Source organism: Bacillus sp. (in: firmicutes) (assembly GCA_012842745.1).
GTDB lineage: Bacteria > Bacillota > Bacilli > Bacillales > Bacillaceae_J > Schinkia.
The window spans coordinates 193,794-213,639 of record DUSF01000056.1 but is presented as its reverse complement, the minus strand read 5'-3'; the positions used below and the strand labels follow the sequence as shown (position 1 = coordinate 213,639).

General features: G+C 36.8%; 22 protein-coding genes and 2 pseudogenes. All 24 read right to left on the bottom strand.

The window, feature by feature from the left end:
* Nucleotides 1-795 (bottom strand): DUF3388 domain-containing protein, encoded by a 795-nt coding sequence (locus tag GX497_16090; GenBank protein HHY74711.1) that lies wholly within the window; start codon nt 793-795, stop codon nt 1-3.
* A 197-nt stretch (nt 796-992) separates the two neighbouring features.
* On the bottom strand, nt 993-1,241 hold the full coding sequence (locus tag GX497_16085) for a DUF3243 domain-containing protein (protein HHY74710.1): 249 nt from the start codon (nt 1,239-1,241) through the stop codon (nt 993-995).
* A gap of 59 nt (nt 1,242-1,300) precedes the next feature.
* Nucleotides 1,301-2,017 (bottom strand): SDR family oxidoreductase, encoded by a 717-nt coding sequence (locus GX497_16080; GenBank protein ID HHY74709.1) that lies wholly within the window; start codon nt 2,015-2,017, stop codon nt 1,301-1,303.
* A 70-nt stretch (nt 2,018-2,087) separates the two neighbouring features.
* Nucleotides 2,088-3,371, bottom strand: a complete 1,284-nt coding sequence (locus GX497_16075) for an insulinase family protein (protein ID HHY74708.1) — start codon at nt 3,369-3,371, stop codon at nt 2,088-2,090.
* A 2-nt stretch (nt 3,372-3,373) separates the two neighbouring features.
* The gene (locus GX497_16070) at nt 3,374-4,657 is read right to left on the bottom strand and encodes an insulinase family protein (GenBank protein HHY74707.1); all 1,284 of its coding nucleotides are present in this window, start codon (nt 4,655-4,657) and stop codon (nt 3,374-3,376) included.
* Nucleotides 4,658-4,821: 164 nt separating this feature from the next.
* A complete protein-coding gene (locus GX497_16065) occupies nt 4,822-5,574 on the bottom strand; it encodes a GntR family transcriptional regulator (GenBank protein HHY74706.1) in 753 nt (250 codons plus the stop codon).
* A 91-nt stretch (nt 5,575-5,665) separates the two neighbouring features.
* Entirely contained in the window at nt 5,666-8,038 is a 2,373-nt protein-coding gene (locus GX497_16060) for a DNA translocase FtsK (protein ID HHY74705.1), read from the bottom strand.
* Between the two features lie 135 nt (nt 8,039-8,173).
* Entirely contained in the window at nt 8,174-8,395 is a 222-nt protein-coding gene (locus tag GX497_16055) for a hypothetical protein (protein HHY74704.1), read from the bottom strand.
* Nucleotides 8,392-9,165 carry a ClpP family protease gene (locus GX497_16050; GenBank protein ID HHY74703.1) on the bottom strand — a complete coding sequence of 258 codons (774 nt, stop codon included), beginning with the start codon at nt 9,163-9,165 and terminating at the stop codon, nt 8,392-8,394. The genes GX497_16055 and GX497_16050 overlap by 4 nt, the downstream gene beginning before the upstream one ends.
* Before the next feature lie 116 nt (nt 9,166-9,281).
* Nucleotides 9,282-10,949: a ribonuclease J gene (locus GX497_16045; GenBank protein ID HHY74702.1), complete on the bottom strand. Its 1,668-nt coding sequence runs from the start codon at nt 10,947-10,949 to the stop codon at nt 9,282-9,284.
* A 95-nt stretch (nt 10,950-11,044) separates the two neighbouring features.
* On the bottom strand, nt 11,045-11,917 hold the full coding sequence (gene dapA, locus GX497_16040; protein HHY74701.1) for a 4-hydroxy-tetrahydrodipicolinate synthase: 873 nt from the start codon (nt 11,915-11,917) through the stop codon (nt 11,045-11,047).
* A 14-nt stretch (nt 11,918-11,931) separates the two neighbouring features.
* On the bottom strand, nt 11,932-13,140 hold the full coding sequence (gene dapG, locus GX497_16035) for an aspartate kinase (GenBank protein HHY74700.1): 1,209 nt from the start codon (nt 13,138-13,140) through the stop codon (nt 11,932-11,934).
* A 98-nt stretch (nt 13,141-13,238) separates the two neighbouring features.
* The gene (locus GX497_16030; GenBank protein HHY74699.1) at nt 13,239-14,288 is read right to left on the bottom strand and encodes an aspartate-semialdehyde dehydrogenase; all 1,050 of its coding nucleotides are present in this window, start codon (nt 14,286-14,288) and stop codon (nt 13,239-13,241) included.
* A 136-nt stretch (nt 14,289-14,424) separates the two neighbouring features.
* Nucleotides 14,425-14,769, bottom strand: a pseudogene (locus GX497_16025) (dipicolinate synthase subunit B).
* A 99-nt stretch (nt 14,770-14,868) separates the two neighbouring features.
* Nucleotides 14,869-15,252 (bottom strand): hypothetical protein, encoded by a 384-nt coding sequence (locus tag GX497_16020; GenBank protein ID HHY74698.1) that lies wholly within the window; start codon nt 15,250-15,252, stop codon nt 14,869-14,871.
* The gene (locus GX497_16015; GenBank protein HHY74697.1) at nt 15,249-15,506 is read right to left on the bottom strand and encodes a hypothetical protein; all 258 of its coding nucleotides are present in this window, start codon (nt 15,504-15,506) and stop codon (nt 15,249-15,251) included. Before GX497_16015 ends, GX497_16020 begins: the two co-directional genes overlap by 4 nt.
* A 126-nt stretch (nt 15,507-15,632) precedes the next feature.
* Nucleotides 15,633-15,803 carry a hypothetical protein gene (locus GX497_16010; GenBank protein HHY74696.1) on the bottom strand — a complete coding sequence of 57 codons (171 nt, stop codon included), beginning with the start codon at nt 15,801-15,803 and terminating at the stop codon, nt 15,633-15,635.
* A gap of 133 nt (nt 15,804-15,936) precedes the next feature.
* Nucleotides 15,937-16,443 carry a DUF3368 domain-containing protein gene (locus tag GX497_16005; GenBank protein ID HHY74695.1) on the bottom strand — a complete coding sequence of 169 codons (507 nt, stop codon included), beginning with the start codon at nt 16,441-16,443 and terminating at the stop codon, nt 15,937-15,939.
* A complete protein-coding gene (locus GX497_16000; GenBank protein ID HHY74694.1) occupies nt 16,430-16,717 on the bottom strand; it encodes a UPF0175 family protein in 288 nt (95 codons plus the stop codon). Before GX497_16000 ends, GX497_16005 begins: the two co-directional genes overlap by 14 nt.
* Before the next feature lie 279 nt (nt 16,718-16,996).
* Complete coding sequence (locus GX497_15995; protein HHY74693.1) at nt 16,997-17,455, bottom strand: DUF523 domain-containing protein; 459 nt, start codon at nt 17,453-17,455, stop codon at nt 16,997-16,999.
* A gap of 74 nt (nt 17,456-17,529) precedes the next feature.
* A complete protein-coding gene (locus tag GX497_15990) occupies nt 17,530-18,186 on the bottom strand; it encodes a Fic family protein (GenBank protein ID HHY74692.1) in 657 nt (218 codons plus the stop codon).
* Nucleotides 18,187-18,357: 171 nt separating this feature from the next.
* A pseudogene (locus tag GX497_15985) lies at nt 18,358-18,568 on the bottom strand (hypothetical protein).
* A 26-nt stretch (nt 18,569-18,594) separates the two neighbouring features.
* A complete protein-coding gene (locus GX497_15980) occupies nt 18,595-19,122 on the bottom strand; it encodes a hypothetical protein (GenBank protein HHY74691.1) in 528 nt (175 codons plus the stop codon).
* Nucleotides 19,119-19,739 (bottom strand): hypothetical protein, encoded by a 621-nt coding sequence (locus tag GX497_15975; GenBank protein ID HHY74690.1) that lies wholly within the window; start codon nt 19,737-19,739, stop codon nt 19,119-19,121. Before GX497_15975 ends, GX497_15980 begins: the two co-directional genes overlap by 4 nt.
* Nucleotides 19,740-19,846: the final 107 nt, after the last annotated feature.

The following is a 19,846-nucleotide window of genomic DNA, read 5'->3' as shown; positions in this document are numbered from 1 at the left end:
TTAAAAATCAAAGGCTGAAAAGCCAAATCCAGCATCTGTGGAGTGTTGTTGATCCACAACCTCATATGTAAATTCTTCATCATAATCATTTCTAAGTTCGATAATATAATCAAAATCGTCAAGCGTATATTCGGAATGCTGAACAAAAATATCTGGATGCTCAATTACTTTTACGGCTTGCATACGCATGATTTCCCGTACCAATTGCCAATGCTTCTCTGGTGCTCTTTTCGATGAAACAACTCCATCGATAATATATAAATGGTCGCTGTAATATTCTTCATCTATTAATTGGCTACGGATTGTTTGTTTTAATAGCGTGGAGGACACAAAAACCCATCTTTTATTAGCACATACACTTGCAGCGACAATTGATTCTGTTTTTCCAACCCGCGGCATTCCCCGGATGCCAATCAATTTATGCTCATTTTTCTTAAACAGCTCTGCCATAAAGTCAACGAGAATTCCAATTTCTGCGCGAACAAAGCGAAACGTTTTTTTATCATCTTTTTCCCGATGAATATAACGACCATGTCTTACAGCAAGGCGATCACGTAATGTTGGTCTCCTTAGCTTTGTTACTCTTATGTTATCAATTGTCTGTAGAATTGATTCAAGACGCTCTATTTGTTGTTGTTTTTCACATTTTATAAGTAAACCACGGCGCATCGTCTCTACACCATTTATTGTAACTATATTAATAGATAACATACCTAATAAGGAAGATATATCCCCAAGGAGTCCTGGACGATTAATGACAATTTCATACTCTAAATACCATTCTTCCTTCTCCATGCGCCTGTCCCCTTACTTTCCATTCTTAACTACTACTATAATAAATGATTTTTTTATAATAGAAAAGAACAATAAACAAAACCAGACAAAATAATCATAAAAATATCAAAATTTGTCATAACAGATCAATTCATAGGATAAAAACAAAAGAGAGGTCCCGTTTAGAAGCCTCCCTTTAACATAATAAATAAAACCTTTTATGATTTTTGTACTAATTTTACCATCATATTTGCAATTGCCTGTTGTTCCTGTTCAGAAGCAACATTCCATAGTTCAGAAAGAAGTCTTTGTTCAGGATTTTTCGGATCAACCTCATTTGCCAAATACTCTCCTACTTCAACAGCTATGTTTGATATTGTGCCTTGATCGATACCGCTACCTTTCGCTTGGTTCATGCGGTCTTGTAAAAAATCTTTCCATTGTTCAAAGTTATCTAGTACTGACATCATCATCACTCCTTTTGGATTTATTCATGATTATGATGCCATGTTCTTTTAAAAAATATTCATGTATACCATGCGCCATTTATATTTAATATTTCTCCATTAATGTAGGAAGCTTTCTCTGAAATTAAAAATGTCACAGCATGACCAATTTCTTCTGGTTTTCCAAAACGGCCCATCGGAATTTCGTTAAGTATTTCTTGTTTATCAGTATCAGAAAAATGGTCGAGCATTTTTGTCTCAATCGTCCCCGGGGCAATCCCATTTACATTCATTCCAGAGGGAGCCACTTCCTTTGCCAATGCCTTTACAAACGTATTTTGCCCGCCTTTTACCATCGAATAAAGAACTTCACAAGAGGCGCCAACAAAGCCCCAAATGGATGATATAACAATGATTTTCCCCCGCTTATTGCGTACCATTTCAGGAATCAAATGCTTTGCTATTAAAAACGGGCTTGTAATATGAAGCTGGACCATTTTTTGTACTTCTTCATCGGATAGATCCGTTATTAAACCAACATGACTAAATCCCGCATTAAAAATGACGACGTCCAAAAAATGTTCCATTTGTTCGGTTAATACAAGATAACCATCTGGGCTTGATAAATCAGCACAAATACATTTCGATTGTACAGGTAAATGACTTACTAATGTTTTTACCGCCTGTTCATTTTTATTATAATGTAAATAAAGATTATAGCCCTCTTCCGCTAAGGCCTTGGCAATCGCTTGACCAATTCCACCGCTCGCCCCAGTAATTAATGCCCATTTATTCATAAATGTGAAACACCTCATCCTTTCCCAATCATTAGAAAAAGCGCCCACTCATTTCTAGGGGCGCAATCGATTATTTTGGCACAACTTCACATACTGTAAAGCATTTTTCATCGAATAAGTCTTTGGCCACTTCTTGTAAATCAGCCATTTGAATGCCTTCTAGCACCGACACAATATCAAATAAATTCATTTCATTAAATTGATACCTTGTGAACTGATTGGCAATATATTCTGGCGAATTCAATGCTCGCAAAAAGGAGCCGATTTTTTTCTTTTTCATTCTTGCTAAATAATCTTCAGAAATACTGTTGATATTAAAATTAATCATCATATCCTTAAGGCGTTTTGCCAACTCTTCGGGATTTTCTGTGTCCCCGCCGACCATCGCGAAACCAAAGCCATATTCCTCTGTATAGTCAAAAGAAAAACTGTCATCGATTAAACCATCATTATAAAGGCTTTCATAATTTTCAGAGCTTTTTCCGAACAATAAATCAAATAAAACATTGATTGACAATTCTCGCTCTAATAATGCTTTGCCGCGACGATTTGGATTTTTCGCTTTAAAACCGACTAAACATTTTGGCGTTTGCACCGGCATTTTTAACACTTGCTTCTGACTTGCCACTTCAGTTGGCTCCTCGTCAAAGAAACGCTTAATTTCCTTTGCTTCTTTAAATTCCTTTTTGTTTTGATTTTCACGGATTAGATTCATGATTTCTTCTTCATTAATCGGCCCGACAACAAAAAGAAGCATATTGCTTGGATGATAAAATGTTTCATAACAAGTATATAAAAGCTCTTTCGTTATTTTTGAAATCGATTCAATCGTTCCGGCAATATCTATTTTAACAGGATGTGTTTTATACATATTGTCAATTAAGCCGAAATAAACGCGCCAATCTGGATTATCGTCATACATCGTAATTTCTTGGCCGATAATCCCTTTTTCTTTTTCAACCGTTTGGTCGCTAAAATATGGACTTTGCACAAAATCAATTAATGTTTCTAAATTTTCTTTAACGGTGGAGGTGCTGGAGAAAAGATAGGCCGTTCTTGTAAAAGAAGTGAACGCATTGGCCGATGCCCCCTGCTTGCTAAACTGCTGGAACACATCGCCATCTTCTTTTTCAAAAAGTTTATGCTCTAAAAAATGGGCGATACCATCAGGTACATGCAATTCATTATTTTGACCGATAGGCACAAAGCGATTGTCAATGCTACCATATTTCGTTGTAAACGTTGCATACGTCTTATTGAAGCCCTCTTTAGGTAAAAGGTAAACATCCAATCCATTTGCTAATTTTTCATAATATAATGTCTCTTTTAACTGGTTAAAAACAATTTTCTCCATATTTACGCTCCCTCCAATCCCTTCAGGAAGTAGACCGTGTCAAGCTCCACTTTCGCGGCAACTGCTGTAATTTCTTCTTTCGCAATACTATCAATTTTCGTAATCCAATCTTCAATCGGACGTTTATGACCTGAAACAATATTGTGGTAGAGCACTTCTATTAAGCCAGAGGGCGTATCAATTGTTTCAAGAATTTGATTTTTTAAGACGGCTTTTGTTTGCGAAATTTCATCATCTGTAAAGTTGCCGTTCCTCATTTGTTCCATCTGCTCTTTAATGATGTTTACACATTTTTCATAATTGACAAACTCAATCCCACTCATAATCATTAACAGCCCTTTATGGCTTTCAAACCTTGAGGCTGCATAATAGGCTAAACTTTGTTTTTCGCGGACATTTATAAATAGTTTCGAGTGGGAAAAACCACCGAAAATGCCGTTGTACATTTGTAAGGCAAAATAATCATTATCTTTATACGTTACATTTGTACGACAGCCAATATGGAGCTTCCCTTGTTTAATATCTTGCTGCTCAACGACTTCATTCACGGCTGCTACCTTTTTATGAGCAACATTTGTTTTGACAAAATTCATTTTGCGACTAGATGGTAAAATAAAGGCTTTCTCGACTATTTCTTTAACTGTATCAAAATGAATATCACCGACAATATACAAGTCGATTTCATCGTTCAATAAGGCTGCTTGATAATATTCATATAACGACTTTTCAGTGATTTTCTCTAAATCTTCTATCGTGCCATGGGCATTTAAGCGATAAGGCTCTTCTTTACACATTTCTTCGATGAGGCGCATATTGGCATAACGCATTTTATCATCATAAACGGCTTGGATGCGCTGCTTTAAGGCACGTTTTTCTTTTTCAACGATTGTCTTCAAAAACCCCTCATTCTCCGTAGCCGGTGAAAATAATATTTCTGCCATTAGTTCAAGGCCATTCTTAAGTAATGGAGTCGTGTCTGTTAAATATTTCTCATTAGCGATATCCATTCGAATTGTAATAATTTGATATTCTCCCTTTTTCCCAACATCCACATTTAAAGATGCACCGTATAATTCATCAAGTTTCGTGCGCAGCTTTAGCGTTGACGGGAATTTTTCAGTACCGCTTTGTAAAACATAAGGGAGAAGCGCTCTTGTTGTTACCGTATCATCCGAAAGTGGGGCTTTCAGCCGTAAAGCTATCGTATTCGTCTTATATTTCAACGTTTCAATCCCATGAAGTGTCAATCCATTTAATTGTACACTTTCTTCCTTCACAAGATTCATCTAATTTCCTCCTCTATGGCAAGTTCAAATATGATTCATCTGTCAATATGTTTTGTTTAAAAGTACGAAAATAAACTCATAAGTATTCCCAATATAACGTAATCTTACTAATAATTTCTAATGAAAGCAAAAAAGAACCCCTTAAGGAGTTCTTCCGTTTTTCGTTACACTCTTTTTCGTAAAACATGGAACAAAAATTTATCGGCTCGAAAATAGTTGCATGAATAAAAAACTGGCTGATCATTCTCATCAAAATGCATTTGCTTCATTACTAATAGAGAAGCATCTACTTCACAATGCAGGATTGGCGATATTTTCTCTGAAAAACCTAATGGCTCGATGTTGGTAATCGCGTATGTAATATGACAACCTGCTTCCCGTTCAAACAAATCAAAGATAGAGCCTAACTCATGCGTATAGTTCATCGGTAATATTGATTTCGGAATTTTATCAATGCAATAGACAACAGGCTCATCATCTGAGGTCCGAACACGTTCGACTACAACAATTTCTTCATCAGGAGCACAATTAAATTTAAAAATATCATCATCTGTTGCTTGCCTAGAAGTTGTTGACACAAAGATTGTTCCCGGTTTTTTGCCAGCACGTTTAATCATATCAGTAACGCTAAACAATTCTTCAATACCCGAAGTGAATACAGGCTTCGGATTGATGAAAGTTCCTACCCCATGTCTGCGGATGATAATATTTTCTTCTTCCAATACCCGTAAGGCTTCCCGTAAAGTTGCTCTTGAAATTCCTAATTGTTTTGCTAAATCAAATTCAGAAGGAAGTTTTTCATCTTCCTTATAAGCACCGCTATCGATATCCTTTTTGATTCGATCGACCACTAGTAAATATAGATGTCTTGTATCCGGTTTAATCACATTTTCATCCTCCAAAAAAAATTGAGACATCAGACCTCTAACTTTATACTATTTACTATATCATTTTCATTTCGACAAAGGAAGCAGAAAAATGAAGCAAGAGAACCGCCCCTGCTTCCAATTATTGATTGGATACTTCATCTTTCGCTTTTGCTATTAAAACAGCGCGTGGTTTGCTGCCTTCGTATGGGCCAACAATACCTTTCGCTTCCATGGCATCAATCAGCCTTGCTGCTCGTGTATAGCCAATACGAAAACGTCTTTGCAACATTGATACGGAGGCAGTTTGCATTTCAATAATGAGTTCAACAGCCTCCTCAAATAAATCATCATCAACTTCGACATGAATTTCATTTTCCTCGGTCGGCATCATTTCTTCATGGTACTGTGCTTTTTGTTGTGAAATGACATAATCTACAACTTCCTCTACTTCGGCATCTGAGACGAAGGCGCCTTGGACCCGAACTGGTTTTGATGCCCCTACAGGCAAAAATAACATATCGCCTCGTCCTAATAGTTTTTCGGCACCGCCCATATCAAGAATTGTCCGTGAATCAACAGAGGAAGAAACACTAAAGGCGATCCTTGAAGGGATATTTGCTTTAATAACACCGGTAATGACATCAACAGACGGACGTTGGGTAGCAATAATTAAATGAATACCTGCCGCCCGGGCCATTTGTGCAAGTCTTGTAATCGCATCTTCGACATCACTAGAGGCAACCATCATCAAATCAGCAAGCTCATCAACGATGACAACAATGAATGGCAGTTCCGGCTGTTTTTCACCTGTCTCCTCGTTTTCGCTGCGAATATGTTCATTATATCCTTCAATATTTCTCGTTCCTGTATGTGAAAATAGTTCGTAACGCCGTTCCATTTCTGAGACAACTTTTTTTAATGCTTGTGATGCCTTTTTCGGGTCTGTCACTACAGGAGTAAGCAAATGCGGAATCCCGTTATACATATTCAGCTCGACCATTTTTGGGTCAATCATCATCAATTTTACTTCATGTGGTTTTGCCCGCATTAAGATGCTAATGATAATTCCATTTACACAAACACTTTTCCCGCTCCCGGTTGCTCCAGCCACAAGTAAATGCGGCATTTTATTTAGTTCTGCTAGGATTGCTTCCCCAGAAATATCCCGTCCAAGACCAACCATGAGCTTGGCATTAGACTGATTTTGTTTTGATTCCAAAACCTCCCGCAACGTAACCATTGCCACTTCTTGATTTGGAACTTCAATGCCAATAGCCGATTTACCCGGGATTGGTGCTTCAATCCGAATATCCTTTGCCGCTAAGGCCAATGCTAAATCATCACTAAGGCTAACGATTTTACTAACCTTTACACCCTCTGCGGGATGAACCTCATATTTTGTAACAGCTGGACCTAAATGGACCTTTTTTACTCTTGCTTTTACACCGAAGCTTTCAAAGGTTTTCTCTAGTTTTTGGGCATTCGATGAAATTAATTTTTTTTCCTGATTTTGCCCATTATGGATTGGTTTTTTCAATAATTCAACAGTTGGCAATTGATAGGCTTCGTTGGCAATTTCCGTAAACTTTATCGCGACACCTGTTTCAGATGTTTCAAATGCTTCGGTTTCATCTTGTTGGTGGGCATTTTTCAGATGATGAATTTGGCGTACATTCGTTTCATCATTATGAATAGTAGTATCAAGACTAGCCACTTCACTAAAATCAGATATGATTGGTTCTTCAAATTCACTAGAACTATGGTCTAGAATTATCGTTTCAGTTTTCGGCTCTTCTATTTCACTCTCGCCATCCTGATGTTTTCCATTTTTTCCATCGCTTTGTTTTTCCCCATGTTTTTTCTGCCTTTCAGCCATCCATGTTTGTATATCTGTTCCAAAACTAGTAAATTGATTTTTAATAAATTGAATGATTCGTCTGCTTCCCGTAGATAATACATCATGGAGGGAAATGCCTGTTACAAGTATGAGTCCGATTAATAGTAAAAATAGAAAAATAATTTTAGTACCAATTGCATCAAATAGAAAATATGATATTGCGAATAAAATCGCTCCTACCATTCCTCCTCCTAATTCTGTTGGTGTTTGGCCTTTTGCCTCTCCCCAAAATTGACTCCAAGTATTTTTTATAATAGAGGGATTCCCTAATGGTGCGTGATTGTTAATTTCACCAAAAACTTCAACATGGGAAAATAATAGAAAGGCCGCAATAATCGTATAAACACCAGCCAATCTTCTTGTTGCAAGAGGAGGCCATTTCCTTCGAATAATAAAGTATAAAGATAGCCCAAAGAGCCCTACTAATAAAACGCTGTACCACTCTCCAAAAAAGAAGCGCGATAGCTGCACTAAGGCTTGTCCAACTACACCACCAATATTAGCGAGGGCGATGATTGAGATTGCCAGAAGACCAAGTCCACCAAGTTCAAAGTAAAGCGTCTTTTTCCAGTCTAAGGCTCTTTTTTCTGATCTTTTTTTCTTAGATTTTGCCATTTTAATCACCTAGGTTTTAATTTCCGTATAGTATCAAAAAGAAAGCAGCCACATCAAAAGGCTGCTTTGTTGGTTTTTATCTATTATACCATAATATAGACAATCACGACTATTTCGACTTTTGTTGAATGAAGTTTAAAATTGAGGTTTGAGCATTAAGATTGAGCCCGGTTTATAGGACTCGTTTAAGAAATCGTATGGATTTGTGCTTAGCACTTGGACAACGCGGCATTGATTATTAGGTAGCGGTTCGACAACTAAGGACAAACCATTACATTCGATAATCGATTGTGCTTCAAAAGATTCATTATTTTCTTGGTAAATTAATTCTAGCGGCATTGTTGTATACATAATCACTGCAGTAGTTCTCCTTCATTGGCAGGCTTTGTGAGTCGATATTCCTCAATCAATTCATTTACCTTCGCAATTGCCTTGCCAACACCGCCTACCTCATCAATTAAACCATATTTGACCGCATCCCGCCCAACAACATTTGTCCCAATATCTCGAGTTAAATTACCCTTTGACAGCATTAATTCTTTAAATCGGTCTTCCGTAATATTAGAGTGGGACGTAACAAAATGAACAACACGGTCTTGCATTTTATCCAAATATTCAAATGTTTGCGGTACGCCAATAACGAGGCCTGTCAACCGAACAGGATGAATTGTCATCGTTGCCGTCTCTGCTATAAAAGAATAATCAGCACTAACCGCGATTGGAACACCGATAGAATGTCCGCCTCCTAATACGATAGAAACGGTTGGTTTTGATAATGATGCAATCATTTCTGCTATTGCGAGACCAGCTTCTACATCACCGCCAACTGTATTTAAAATAAGTAGCAACCCTTCTATTTTAGGATTTTGCTCAATCGCAACAATTTGCGGGATTAAATGCTCGTATTTCGTTGTCTTATTTTGTGGCGGTAATTGCATATGTCCTTCGATTTGGCCGATGATTGTTAGGCAGTGAATATTTGATTCTTGGCCCATTTGCGGCACATTTGTTTGACCGAGCTGCTGAATTTTATCTACTATTGATTCCTTTACGTCCTTTTTTTCTTGATCCTGATCTTGATCCTCGTCTGCTTGCCTTAAGGACGGATTGTTCTCTATATTCGCCATATCGGAACTCCTTTCATAAAATCAAACTACATATAGTATGAATCCCAATAGAGCATTTAATTCTTACCATGCAAAAAGAACTGGCTAAAGTGCAGCCAGTTCTTCTTCTGTGATTGTTAAATTTCCATAATAATCGGTAAGATCATCGGTCTTCTTTTTGTTTTTTCGTATAAATAGTGACTAAGCGATTCGCGAATATTTGTTTTTAAAGTTGACCAATCCATTGTCCGATCCTTTAAACACTTCATAATAATCTGCTCAACCATTTCAGTGGATTTACCAAATAATTGTTCGGATTCTCTTACATAAACAAAGCCTCTTGAAATAATTTCGGGGCCAGAAATAATTTGATTTTTTTCTTTTGATATTGTAACAACAACAATTAATATGCCATCTTGTGATAATAACCGTCGATCTCTTAAAACAATATTACCGACATCCCCAATTCCTAAACCATCAATTAATACATTTCCAGATGGAATCTTTCCACCAATTCGGGCGTGGTCGTTTTTATATTCAAAAACATCACCATTTTCTAGTAAAAAGATTTGGTCACTATCCATTCCTGTTGCCTCAGCCAGTTTCGCATGTGCCCGTTGCATTTTCATCTCACCCTGAATTGGGATAAAATATTCAGGATTCATGACGCTAATCATCATTTTAAGTTCCTCTTGGCTTGCATGACCTGATACATGGACTTTCCTATTCCCATAAATGACATTGGCACCTGCTCTGAAAAGTAAATCAACCGTACTAGAAACAAGCTTCTCATAACCAGGAATGATTGATGCAGCAATAATAACTGTATCTCCAGCTTTTATAGAAGTCTGACGATGTGATTTACAAGCCATTCGAGATAATGCTTCTAAAGGTTCACCGTAAACACCTGTTGCTAAAATGACAAGACGGCGATTATCCCATTTATCAATCTCCGAAATCGGGATCATTAATTTTTCTGGGGCATGTAAATATCCTAAATCCATTGAGATTTCAATGACCCGCTTCATGCTATTGCCGATGATGGCCACTTTTCTATTGGCAAAGGCTGCTGCATCAAATACTTGTTGAATTCGGTGGATATTAGAAGCAAAAGTAGCAACAATAACTCTGCCCTCTGAACCACTAATACAATCACATAATTCTTCACCTACAGAGCTTTCTGACCCTGTCGTTCCAGGTATTTCAGCATTCGTACTATCAGATAATAAACATAGAACACCGTCTCTACCGAGTTTAGCCATTTTTAAAAAGTCAAAACGAACACCATCTGCAGGTGTTTGATCTAATTTAAAATCACCTGTATGTACGACTGCGCCTTCTGGTGTATGAATAACGACTGCAACTGAATCCGGGATACTATGTGTTGTTGTGAAAAAAGAAACACTCGCACACTCAAACTCTAAAACGGTATCTGCATCAATTTCTTGTAGTGTTGCTGCATTTTTCAACCCTGATTCCTCTAACAAATTAGCCACCAAGCCAAGCGTTAACCTTGTACCGTATATTGGAACTTGTATACGGCGCAATACATAAGATAAAGACCCTATATGGTCTTCATGGCCATGTGTAAGAAAAATTCCTTTCATTCGCGTAACATTTTCCTCAAGATAAGTAATATCAGGGATGACGGTGTCAATTCCAAGCAATTCATTTTCCGGTAATTTTAATCCAGCATCGATGACATATATTTCGGGACCAACTTCAACACAATACATGTTTTTCCCGATTTCTCCGAGGCCTCCAAGCGCAAAAATTCTAACTGGATTTTTTTCTCTTTTTACCAAATCAAAATCCTCCTATTCAATTTTGAACCGCTCAAAGTCACTTATCTTTATTATACCGTATGGAAGAATTTTAAAACAAGTAAAACGAGCCTAAATTACAGGCTCGTTTTTAGAAGTTCATCAATGATTATTTGTTTTTCCTTTTGCAGCGGAACTAATGGTAAGCGCACCGAACCAACATCAATACCTTTCGTTTGTAAAGCATATTTTAAAGGCACAGGGTTTGGACCGATGAACAATCCTTTCATGATTGGTAATAAACGTTGATGGTGCTGGGCTGCTTTTTTCACTTCACCACTTTCGAAAAGTGAAATCATTTCTTGCATTTCTTTTCCGATGACATGGGAAGCAACAGAAATAACACCTCTTCCGCCGATGGACAGTATTGGTAAAGTATTACTGTCATCACCAGTGTATAAATAAAAATTATCATTTGTTCGGGTGATAATTTCAGTCATGGCAGTTAAATCTCCACTTGCTTCTTTTACAGCAACAATATTTTCCACTTCCGATAGTTTAACAATTGTATCGACCGAAATATTGACACTACAGCGCCCTGGAATATTATAAAGCATAACAGGCAAGCTTGTTACATTAGCAATCGCTTTAAAATGCTCATATAACCCATCTTGGTCAGGTTTATTGTAGTAAGGAGCAACAAGCATAATTGCATTTGCGCCCGTCTCTTCTGCTTTTTTCGTAAGCTCCATTGTTGACTTTGTATTGTTGCTCCCTGTTCCGGCAACAACCGGAATCCTGCCATTTACAACCTCAACAACATGGCGATACAAAGCAACCTTTTCCTCTGTAGAAAGTGTCGGCGATTCTCCCGTTGTTCCTGCGACAATGAGCGAATCCGTTCCGTTTTCTATTAAATAGTTCACAAGATTCGTAGTCTTCTGAAAATCAATATGACCATTCGCATCGAAAGGTGTTACCATCGCTGTACCGACGCGACCAAAAACCATATATGTTCAACCCCTTACACATTATTGATGAATTCATCATGTAATGAATTAACTGCCCGAACCATATCTTCTCCATGAACGAGCACCCAAATCGTTGTATGGCTATCAGCTGATTGCAGGATTTGAATGCCTTCCTTTGAAAGAGCGTTGACAATTCTTGCAGTAACCCCCGGAACGCCAGTCATCCCCGCTCCAACCGCAGAAACTTTCGCACAATTTCGAATGCTCTTCGGTTCATAGCCTAATTCTTTTAAAACAGTAATGGCACGATCCGCCATTTTGTCCATAACTGTATAAATGATGGCATTAGGTGAAATATTAATAAAATCAACACTAATGCCTTCTTGCGCCATCGCTTTAAATACTTCTGATTGGATATTATAATGCCCTTTCCCAGCTATAACGGTTAGTTGGGTAACATTTGGAACATGAGCAATTCCAGTCACGACACGATCACAAATGTCGCCGCTCTTCTTATTCTCAACTGTCGTTGTAACTAATGTTCCTAATCCATCTGAATAAGTCGAGCGCACCCGTAATGGGATTTTTGCTTGCATGGCGATTTCAACAGCACGAGGGTGAACCACTTTCGCACCTTGGTGTGCTAAATTACAAATCTCATTATAGGTCATCACAGTTAAAGGCCGGGCCCCTTCGACAATGCGCGGGTCAGCTGTCATCACACCATCTACATCTGTAAAAATATCAATACATTCAGCGTTCAATGCCACACCTAAGGCAGCAGCGGATGTATCACTGCCACCCCGGCCTAAAGTGGTTACTTCGCCTGTTTTAGAAATCCCTTGAAATCCAGCAACGACAACAACATCATATGTTTCGAGTTCACGAGAAATGCGTTCACATTTCATTTCAACTATTTTGGCATTTGTATGCTCGTCATTTGTTCGAAAACCTGCTTGTGCACCTGTCAAAGCAATTGCGGGTATCCCACGACCCTTTAACATATTGGAAAAAACAATGGCCGAAATCGTTTCTCCGCATGAAAGCAGTAAATCATGTTCACGGTTGCTAATCTTCGTAACATCGACAAGGCTTTGCAGTGTATCCGTTGCATATGGGTCACCTTTTCGACCCATCGCTGAAACAACAACGACGACCTTGTATCCTTCCTCTAATGCATTCAAGATATGGGACTCTGCTTGTAGACGACCTTCCTCATCCTTCACCGATGTTCCGCCAAATTTTTGGACAATAATTTTCATAAGACACCCCTTCAAAGTTGTAAAATCACTATTGTAGCCAGTGTGTCCTTAGCCCACCAATTAAGCCCAAGCAGTTTTCATATCGTTTATTTAAAAGTTTATTTAAGAATTCCTAATGAAATTACACGTTCAGCAATTTGTACTGAATTCCATGCTGCACCTTTTAATAAATTATCAGCAACAATCCACATATGGAATCCTTTATCATTATCTAAATCTTTACGAATACGGCCAACAAATGTTTCTAATTTACCAGTAGCAGTGACGGCCATTGGATAAACTTGCTCCTCTGGTCTGTCTTCTAAAATAATGCCTTCTGCACTAGAAAGAAGATCTTTCATTTCTTGAACTGTTACACCTTCTTTTTCAACTTCAATGTAAACAGATTCTGAATGACCGTATTCTACTGGAACACGAACACACGTTGCGGCAACTGCTAATTCAGGCATATGCATAATTTTCTTCGTTTCATTAATCATTTTCATTTCTTCGTATGTGTAGCCATTATCTTGGAATTTATCAATTTGTGGAACAGCATTAAAAGCGATTTGATAATGTTTTTTGTCAGACCCACAAGGCAAAATTTCCGGTGTAAAAGCTTCGCCACTTAATACAGCTTGCGATTGCTCCTTCATTTCTTTAATTGCCATTGCACCTGCACCTGAAACTGCTTGGTACGTAGATACAATCACCTTCTTTAATCCAAAAGCCTTTCTAATCGGCTCTAACGCTACTACCATTTGAATTGTAGAGCAGTTTGGATTAGCAATGATTCCTTTATGCTCATGAATATCTGCTTCATTAACCTCTGGTACAACTAACGGTACTTCTGGGTCCATCCGAAATGCGCTCGTATTATCAATACAAATGGCACCTCTTTTAGCTGCTTCAGGAGCTAAAGCTTTTGAAACCGATCCACCAGCACTAAATAAGGCAATATCAACGCCTTCAAAGCTTTCTGGCTTTGCTACTTGAATAACATACTCTTCGCCTTTGAAGACTAGCTTTTTACCAGCGGAACGCTCTGATGATAATAAAGTTAGTTTTGAAATGGGGAAGTTTCGCTTTTCTAACGTAGAAAGCATTTTCTCCCCTACCGCACCTGTTGCTCCTACTACTGCTACATGATATCCTCTTACATTTTCCATTATTTTTCTCCTTCCCTTACTATACAAATATTTTATCCAACGTTAATTTATTTTTAAATTATAAAAATTATTGTATCATATTCCATTACTTAGGAAAGAATTTTTATAACCAACTTTATATTATCAGAAATCTTGCTTATTCTCCATCTCGATATCTTTCAATTAATACTGGTTGGAATTGCCGCCCGTTTAGCGCTGCTTCCACCGTCTCTAATAAAGCATCCATTCTCGCCACAATCGAATTTGGCTTTCTTAATGGGTCATCTTGGCCAAAAGGAATAAAATAGATATTTTTTGTTGCCATTAGCTTCATTAAATTCATGCCATTTAATCCTAAGGCATCGTTAGTTGAAATGCCAAGGACTACAGGATTTAGATTTCTTAATGTTGCTTTTGCAGCCATTAATACAGGGCTGTCAGTTAAGGCATTCGCAAATTTGCTCATGGAATTTCCGGTTAATGGTGCAATCACCATACAATCGTGTGTTGTTGATGAAGGGTACCATTGGGGTTAACCTATTTATAGCTTAAATAGTTTACTACTATGACCACATAAAAAAAGCGGCACAAGCCACTCATATTAAATACTTAATTTTAATTTTTTTAGATCAATCGTTAAACCAAGTTCCTTCATAAAATCATAACCAATAATTCCATCGATTTCTACTCCATAATCCATCGATCCTAGTTCAACATCAAAATTACTAATAGCAATCTTATCTGAAATAGCAATTTGGTCAATCTGTTTCGTATAAACGAACTCAAGACCGCCAATACCTTGAATCGTGTGTGTTACATCATTAGATTCTGGTTTAACTCCAATTTCTTCTAGTCGATTAACATTACATATAGTACCAGCGGATCCGGTATCAATAAGAACATTTTCTAATCTAATACTTTTACCTCGAAATGTTACAGATGCTTCGATAAAAGGAAGACCAACTTTTTCGTTTATCTTTATCATATCATTCTCAACCCTGCCCATTTCTTTTCATGAATATCTAAGTTTTCGCGTGATGTATGAAAAAAGTAAAACTCTCGTTGTGGTTTTTGCTTGTGTAACTCCGCATGTCTTCTAAACGCATCCATAGAATCATCAAAAGTGTCAACAACAGCAATATCATCAACGATACGAAAATTATTGTCAGAATGAGCTTCTATCGCTTCGAATACAACCCACTTATTAGGATAAGCTTGTCTAACATCTTCCCATAGCATTGGATATCCCCTCCTTTAAACAAAAAATTGTTACATTTATTTTATCAAAATATTCCACTCTAATCACTACTGTTATATTAACTATGTATGTCAAAAGAAAAAAGAGGCATATGCCTGCCCCTTCGTTTACAAACGTTCACTTTTTACCACTTTATAATATTCTTGAACAGCCTTTTTTGTATCCAACTCATTCGCAACCTCAACAATAATCTTTATTTCTGTTTTTCCTTGCACAGTGCTCTTCTCTTTACCAACTTTTTCATTATTATTTAGTTGATTATTTAGTTGTTTTCCCATAAGCAACCACTCCCTTCATCTATTTGTTTAGATGTATTCGGGATTGATTGTCCAATATGCTAGAATGATGTCGCTTAGATTGGATTGGTGTGTTGCATAACCGTTAAATTCTGACACTTGTCTATATTTTTCCTTACCTTTCACCAGCATGATTCAAAGCTTGGCGATATAATTTCTTTGACATATAAAAATCATGTTTTAGCAATTTATCAAGTAAAGGCTTAACCTCTTCAATTAAACCTACTTTCTTAGCAAGAATTAAAATTCCAATAGTGCCTATTGGTTGTAAAAGAAATGTTTTGGAAAGTGTTCTTGCAGCATGCTCATCTATGGCAACGAATTTTAAATCAAGTTCCTTAGCTCCTACAATCACTTCTAATTCACCTTCATGGAGCTTACCATATAATTTCTTCACTAAGCCACTGTTCTGGACATCGTATAATTGAAATGTTCCTTCTCTAACCATTCTTGCTAATTCGTCTCTACCGTACTGTCGCGATGAATAACTGTCAATAATTTCTTCGAAAACAGCTTTAGGTACATAAATTTCTTCAAACAAATCAGCTAGAAGATGTAACTTTCCCAAAATAGACAAACCTATAATAGGAGTTGAATTCGTAATAATTTTATTCTTCAACATCCAAATCACCTAGCAAATCCTCTATTGCTTTCTCATCATCTTTTAAATCTGTTTCATTATACTCTATCCAAGGAATGTTTTTAGAACGCAAAAAATCAATAAATTCTCCTAATGATTTTCCAGAAAGTTCGGCTGCTCTAGCAAGCGTCACCTGCTTATTAACAAATAAACCAAGCGCTAAAGATAATTTAACTTTTGCATCAAGATTCGGGCCATCTAATGCTTTAATTAGAGGTAAAAATTCTTTTGGCAAATTTACTTGGAAAGATTCCATCTCCATAGTGAACACACTCCTTTTAAAATATTTTATCATTTTAAAATTCACTTTAACACTGAATTATAGGCTATTATAATAATCAATCATTGCATTCAATCTCTGTATATCAGCTCTACTCTTAACCGAATGGGTAAAATTTTGGATGCTTAATGAATATTGAAAAATAATAAAACCTATAATAATAACAAACATAAAGATTACTACTACTTGTTTATTTTATAACCACTATATACAATTAACAAAATAATCCCACCCCTGAATATAGTACGGACAGTTCTAATAGCTATTTTCGGCAAATTCTTGTTCTGAAATAACTTGTATTCCATTTCTTTTAAGTAAAGCAGCCGCAACGCCATTCCCTGCAATTTTCTTACCGGAAAATTCACCATTATATATCATTGAACTGCCGCAGGATGGGCTATTTTCCTTAAGTACAACAATGGTTGCCTTTATTTCTTTCGCTTTTTGTAAGACAGTATAAGCCCCTTTTAGGAAACAGTCCGTTACATCTTCCCCAGTTTTGGTAATTACTTTTGCCTTTCCATTCAAAACATCATTGCCGTCTCCACCAACTATTTCTGCAGGTTCTCTTGGAGTGGTAAGCCCGCCAAGCACTTCAGGGCAGACTGTAACGGCTTTGTTCGCTTTAACTAATTCGCTAACCGTCTTATCTAAACAATGGGCACCGTTATATCTTACTTTCAATCCTGCCAAACAGGAACTTACAAGTATCATTCATGACACTCCTTTAAATATTTTCCTAATGAAAAAATTGAGGTTTCCACTAAATATGTGAAGTTTCCAAAAATCTAGCTATAATCAATACCGAAAATACATTTGTCATATAAAAAGTAAATGATGTGATTATAATCATTCGTTTCGTAAAACTTTGACAACCTTTCATTAAATTCACCTAAATTTTTTTCTTCGACACTTACTATACCTTTGCCATTTTCAATCAGAATTTTATTGGCTGAAATAATACTTGTACGTTTATTTCCGTCCCAAAACAATTGTTTTCTCATCGCCCACAGCATATAAGTCAATGCTCGTTCTGTTACACAAGGAATACTTAAAATTTGCTCCATTTCAAGTTTTACTTCACTTTCTACTGGAATCGCAGGTTGGTATTCTACTCCTGAAATTCCTACATTCCCCGTTCGGAGAACACCCCATTCAATACTTTCGTTATACGCAACAAATTCATTTAATTTTTTTGCAAAGTCTAAATCAAATGGTTTCTCTATATTGTTTAATGTATATTTCCAAGCATTTCTAAGATTTAAAATTTTTTGCACATCATCCATATCCAAGTTGCTAACAGAAACACCTTCTAAAATTGTTTTTGTTTGCGGAAAAGTAATATTGACTCCTTCAATTTTTGCGGTGTAATATATGTTAGCTATTAATGTTTTTTTAGCTAAAAACATATTTTCATGCTTCGACAAATTATATTTATCATTCATTTAACTCACGCCTTTTCCAACGATTTCTGTTCTATATTTTACCATAGATGACACCGCTACACTAAGCACTGTTGAGTACTTATTCAACATTACTACTCTTAAACAAAAAAGACCGCCGTTTTGACGATCTCCGCTATTATGCAATAACCACTGTTTGTACAATAAGCCATTTTACCTGTCACCATTCAAATCACTATCAAGAATTAATTTCTTTATCCTCATTAACCCCATACTTCTTTTCGATATATTGACCAACCACAGACTTGTTAATACCAACCTTGACTGCTGTTGAAATGACGAAGTATAGAATAAATAGACCAACAATTAAAAGAATAATATTAACAAACAGAATGAAACCACCTGCACCAATATTTGATAACATATTTTACCTCCAATGATTTTAATTAATTATTTACTAATGATAAAATCAGACATTTTTGTTTCTTCCCATTCGATTCCTTTTGGAGAAACATTAGAATACAGCGTGATTCCATCATTTTCATCTATCATGGCTTTTAACTCGAAATTCATTTCTTTCGGTTGTAAGTATTCATCGTACATTTGTTGATAGTTGACATTACCACTTTCCTTCGCTTCTTTAATATATCCCACTGTATCCGGGTCTTTATCATAATTTTTGTGTATTAATTTATAGAAGAAGGTCGCTTCAACGTTTCCATTCACAACTTCTTCCTGATAATCTGATATTTCAAAAGCTAATAACTCATAATATGGAGAAAAGACGTTTTTGCATTCTTCTTCCATATAGGCACTTATTTTGTCATAGTTACTATGATCAACTGTTCCTTCCGTATCAACAGCAATTTCATTATCATTTCTTATATTATTCACTTCTTTTTGCGTAGTTGTATCATTGCATGCAGTAACCACAATTACTAAAAGCATAGTTAACAAAATTAATAGAATTTTTTTCATTTTATCTCCGCTCCCCCAGCCTCAAAGTCACTCCTAGAAAATCCCCAACCATCCCACTTCCATAAAGTAACTTCCCGCTTGTAGGGGTCTGTATAACTACCCTCTACCGTTAGTAACTCAGTTTCACCATCACTATTGAAGTTAATATTGTCAGCACAGTAATTAGGGAAATCAAGGTTGGAAGATTGCCAGACCGGTTTCATATCACCTTGTTCTAGTTTGAAAATAAAGAAGTGATTTTTAACCTCCGTATCCTCTTCCTCTATCCAAAAGGGCTTTTGGGAGCCAAAGCTCCCTTCTTTCCAAACTAAAAGGTTAAGCTCGGAAATACCATCATTGTTCGTATCTCCAAGAAAAAAATAGTCGACCCACCAATTTTTCGGTGACTGCCAGATTAGCCGAGAGTCCGCTTTGACCGTTATCTTACCATCACGCAATGCAAATTCTTCCTTGATTCCATTTCCATCCAAGTCGAAATACTCGGTTTTCACCAGTCTGTATGCCGGTAGCAACTTTTGATCTTGAAACATTTCTGATGCGAAGCCCTTGTTCGATAACGGCTTTATATCTTCCCTTATCGCAAAACAATTTGACTCTCTTTTTTCTGGCAACTTCATACGACTTTCTCTAAAAGATGAAATATCATGAAAAGCGCTGTTATTTCTATCCTTCTGTTGAGTAGTAAAACCGCAACCAAATAGCATTCCTATCATCAACAAAGCGC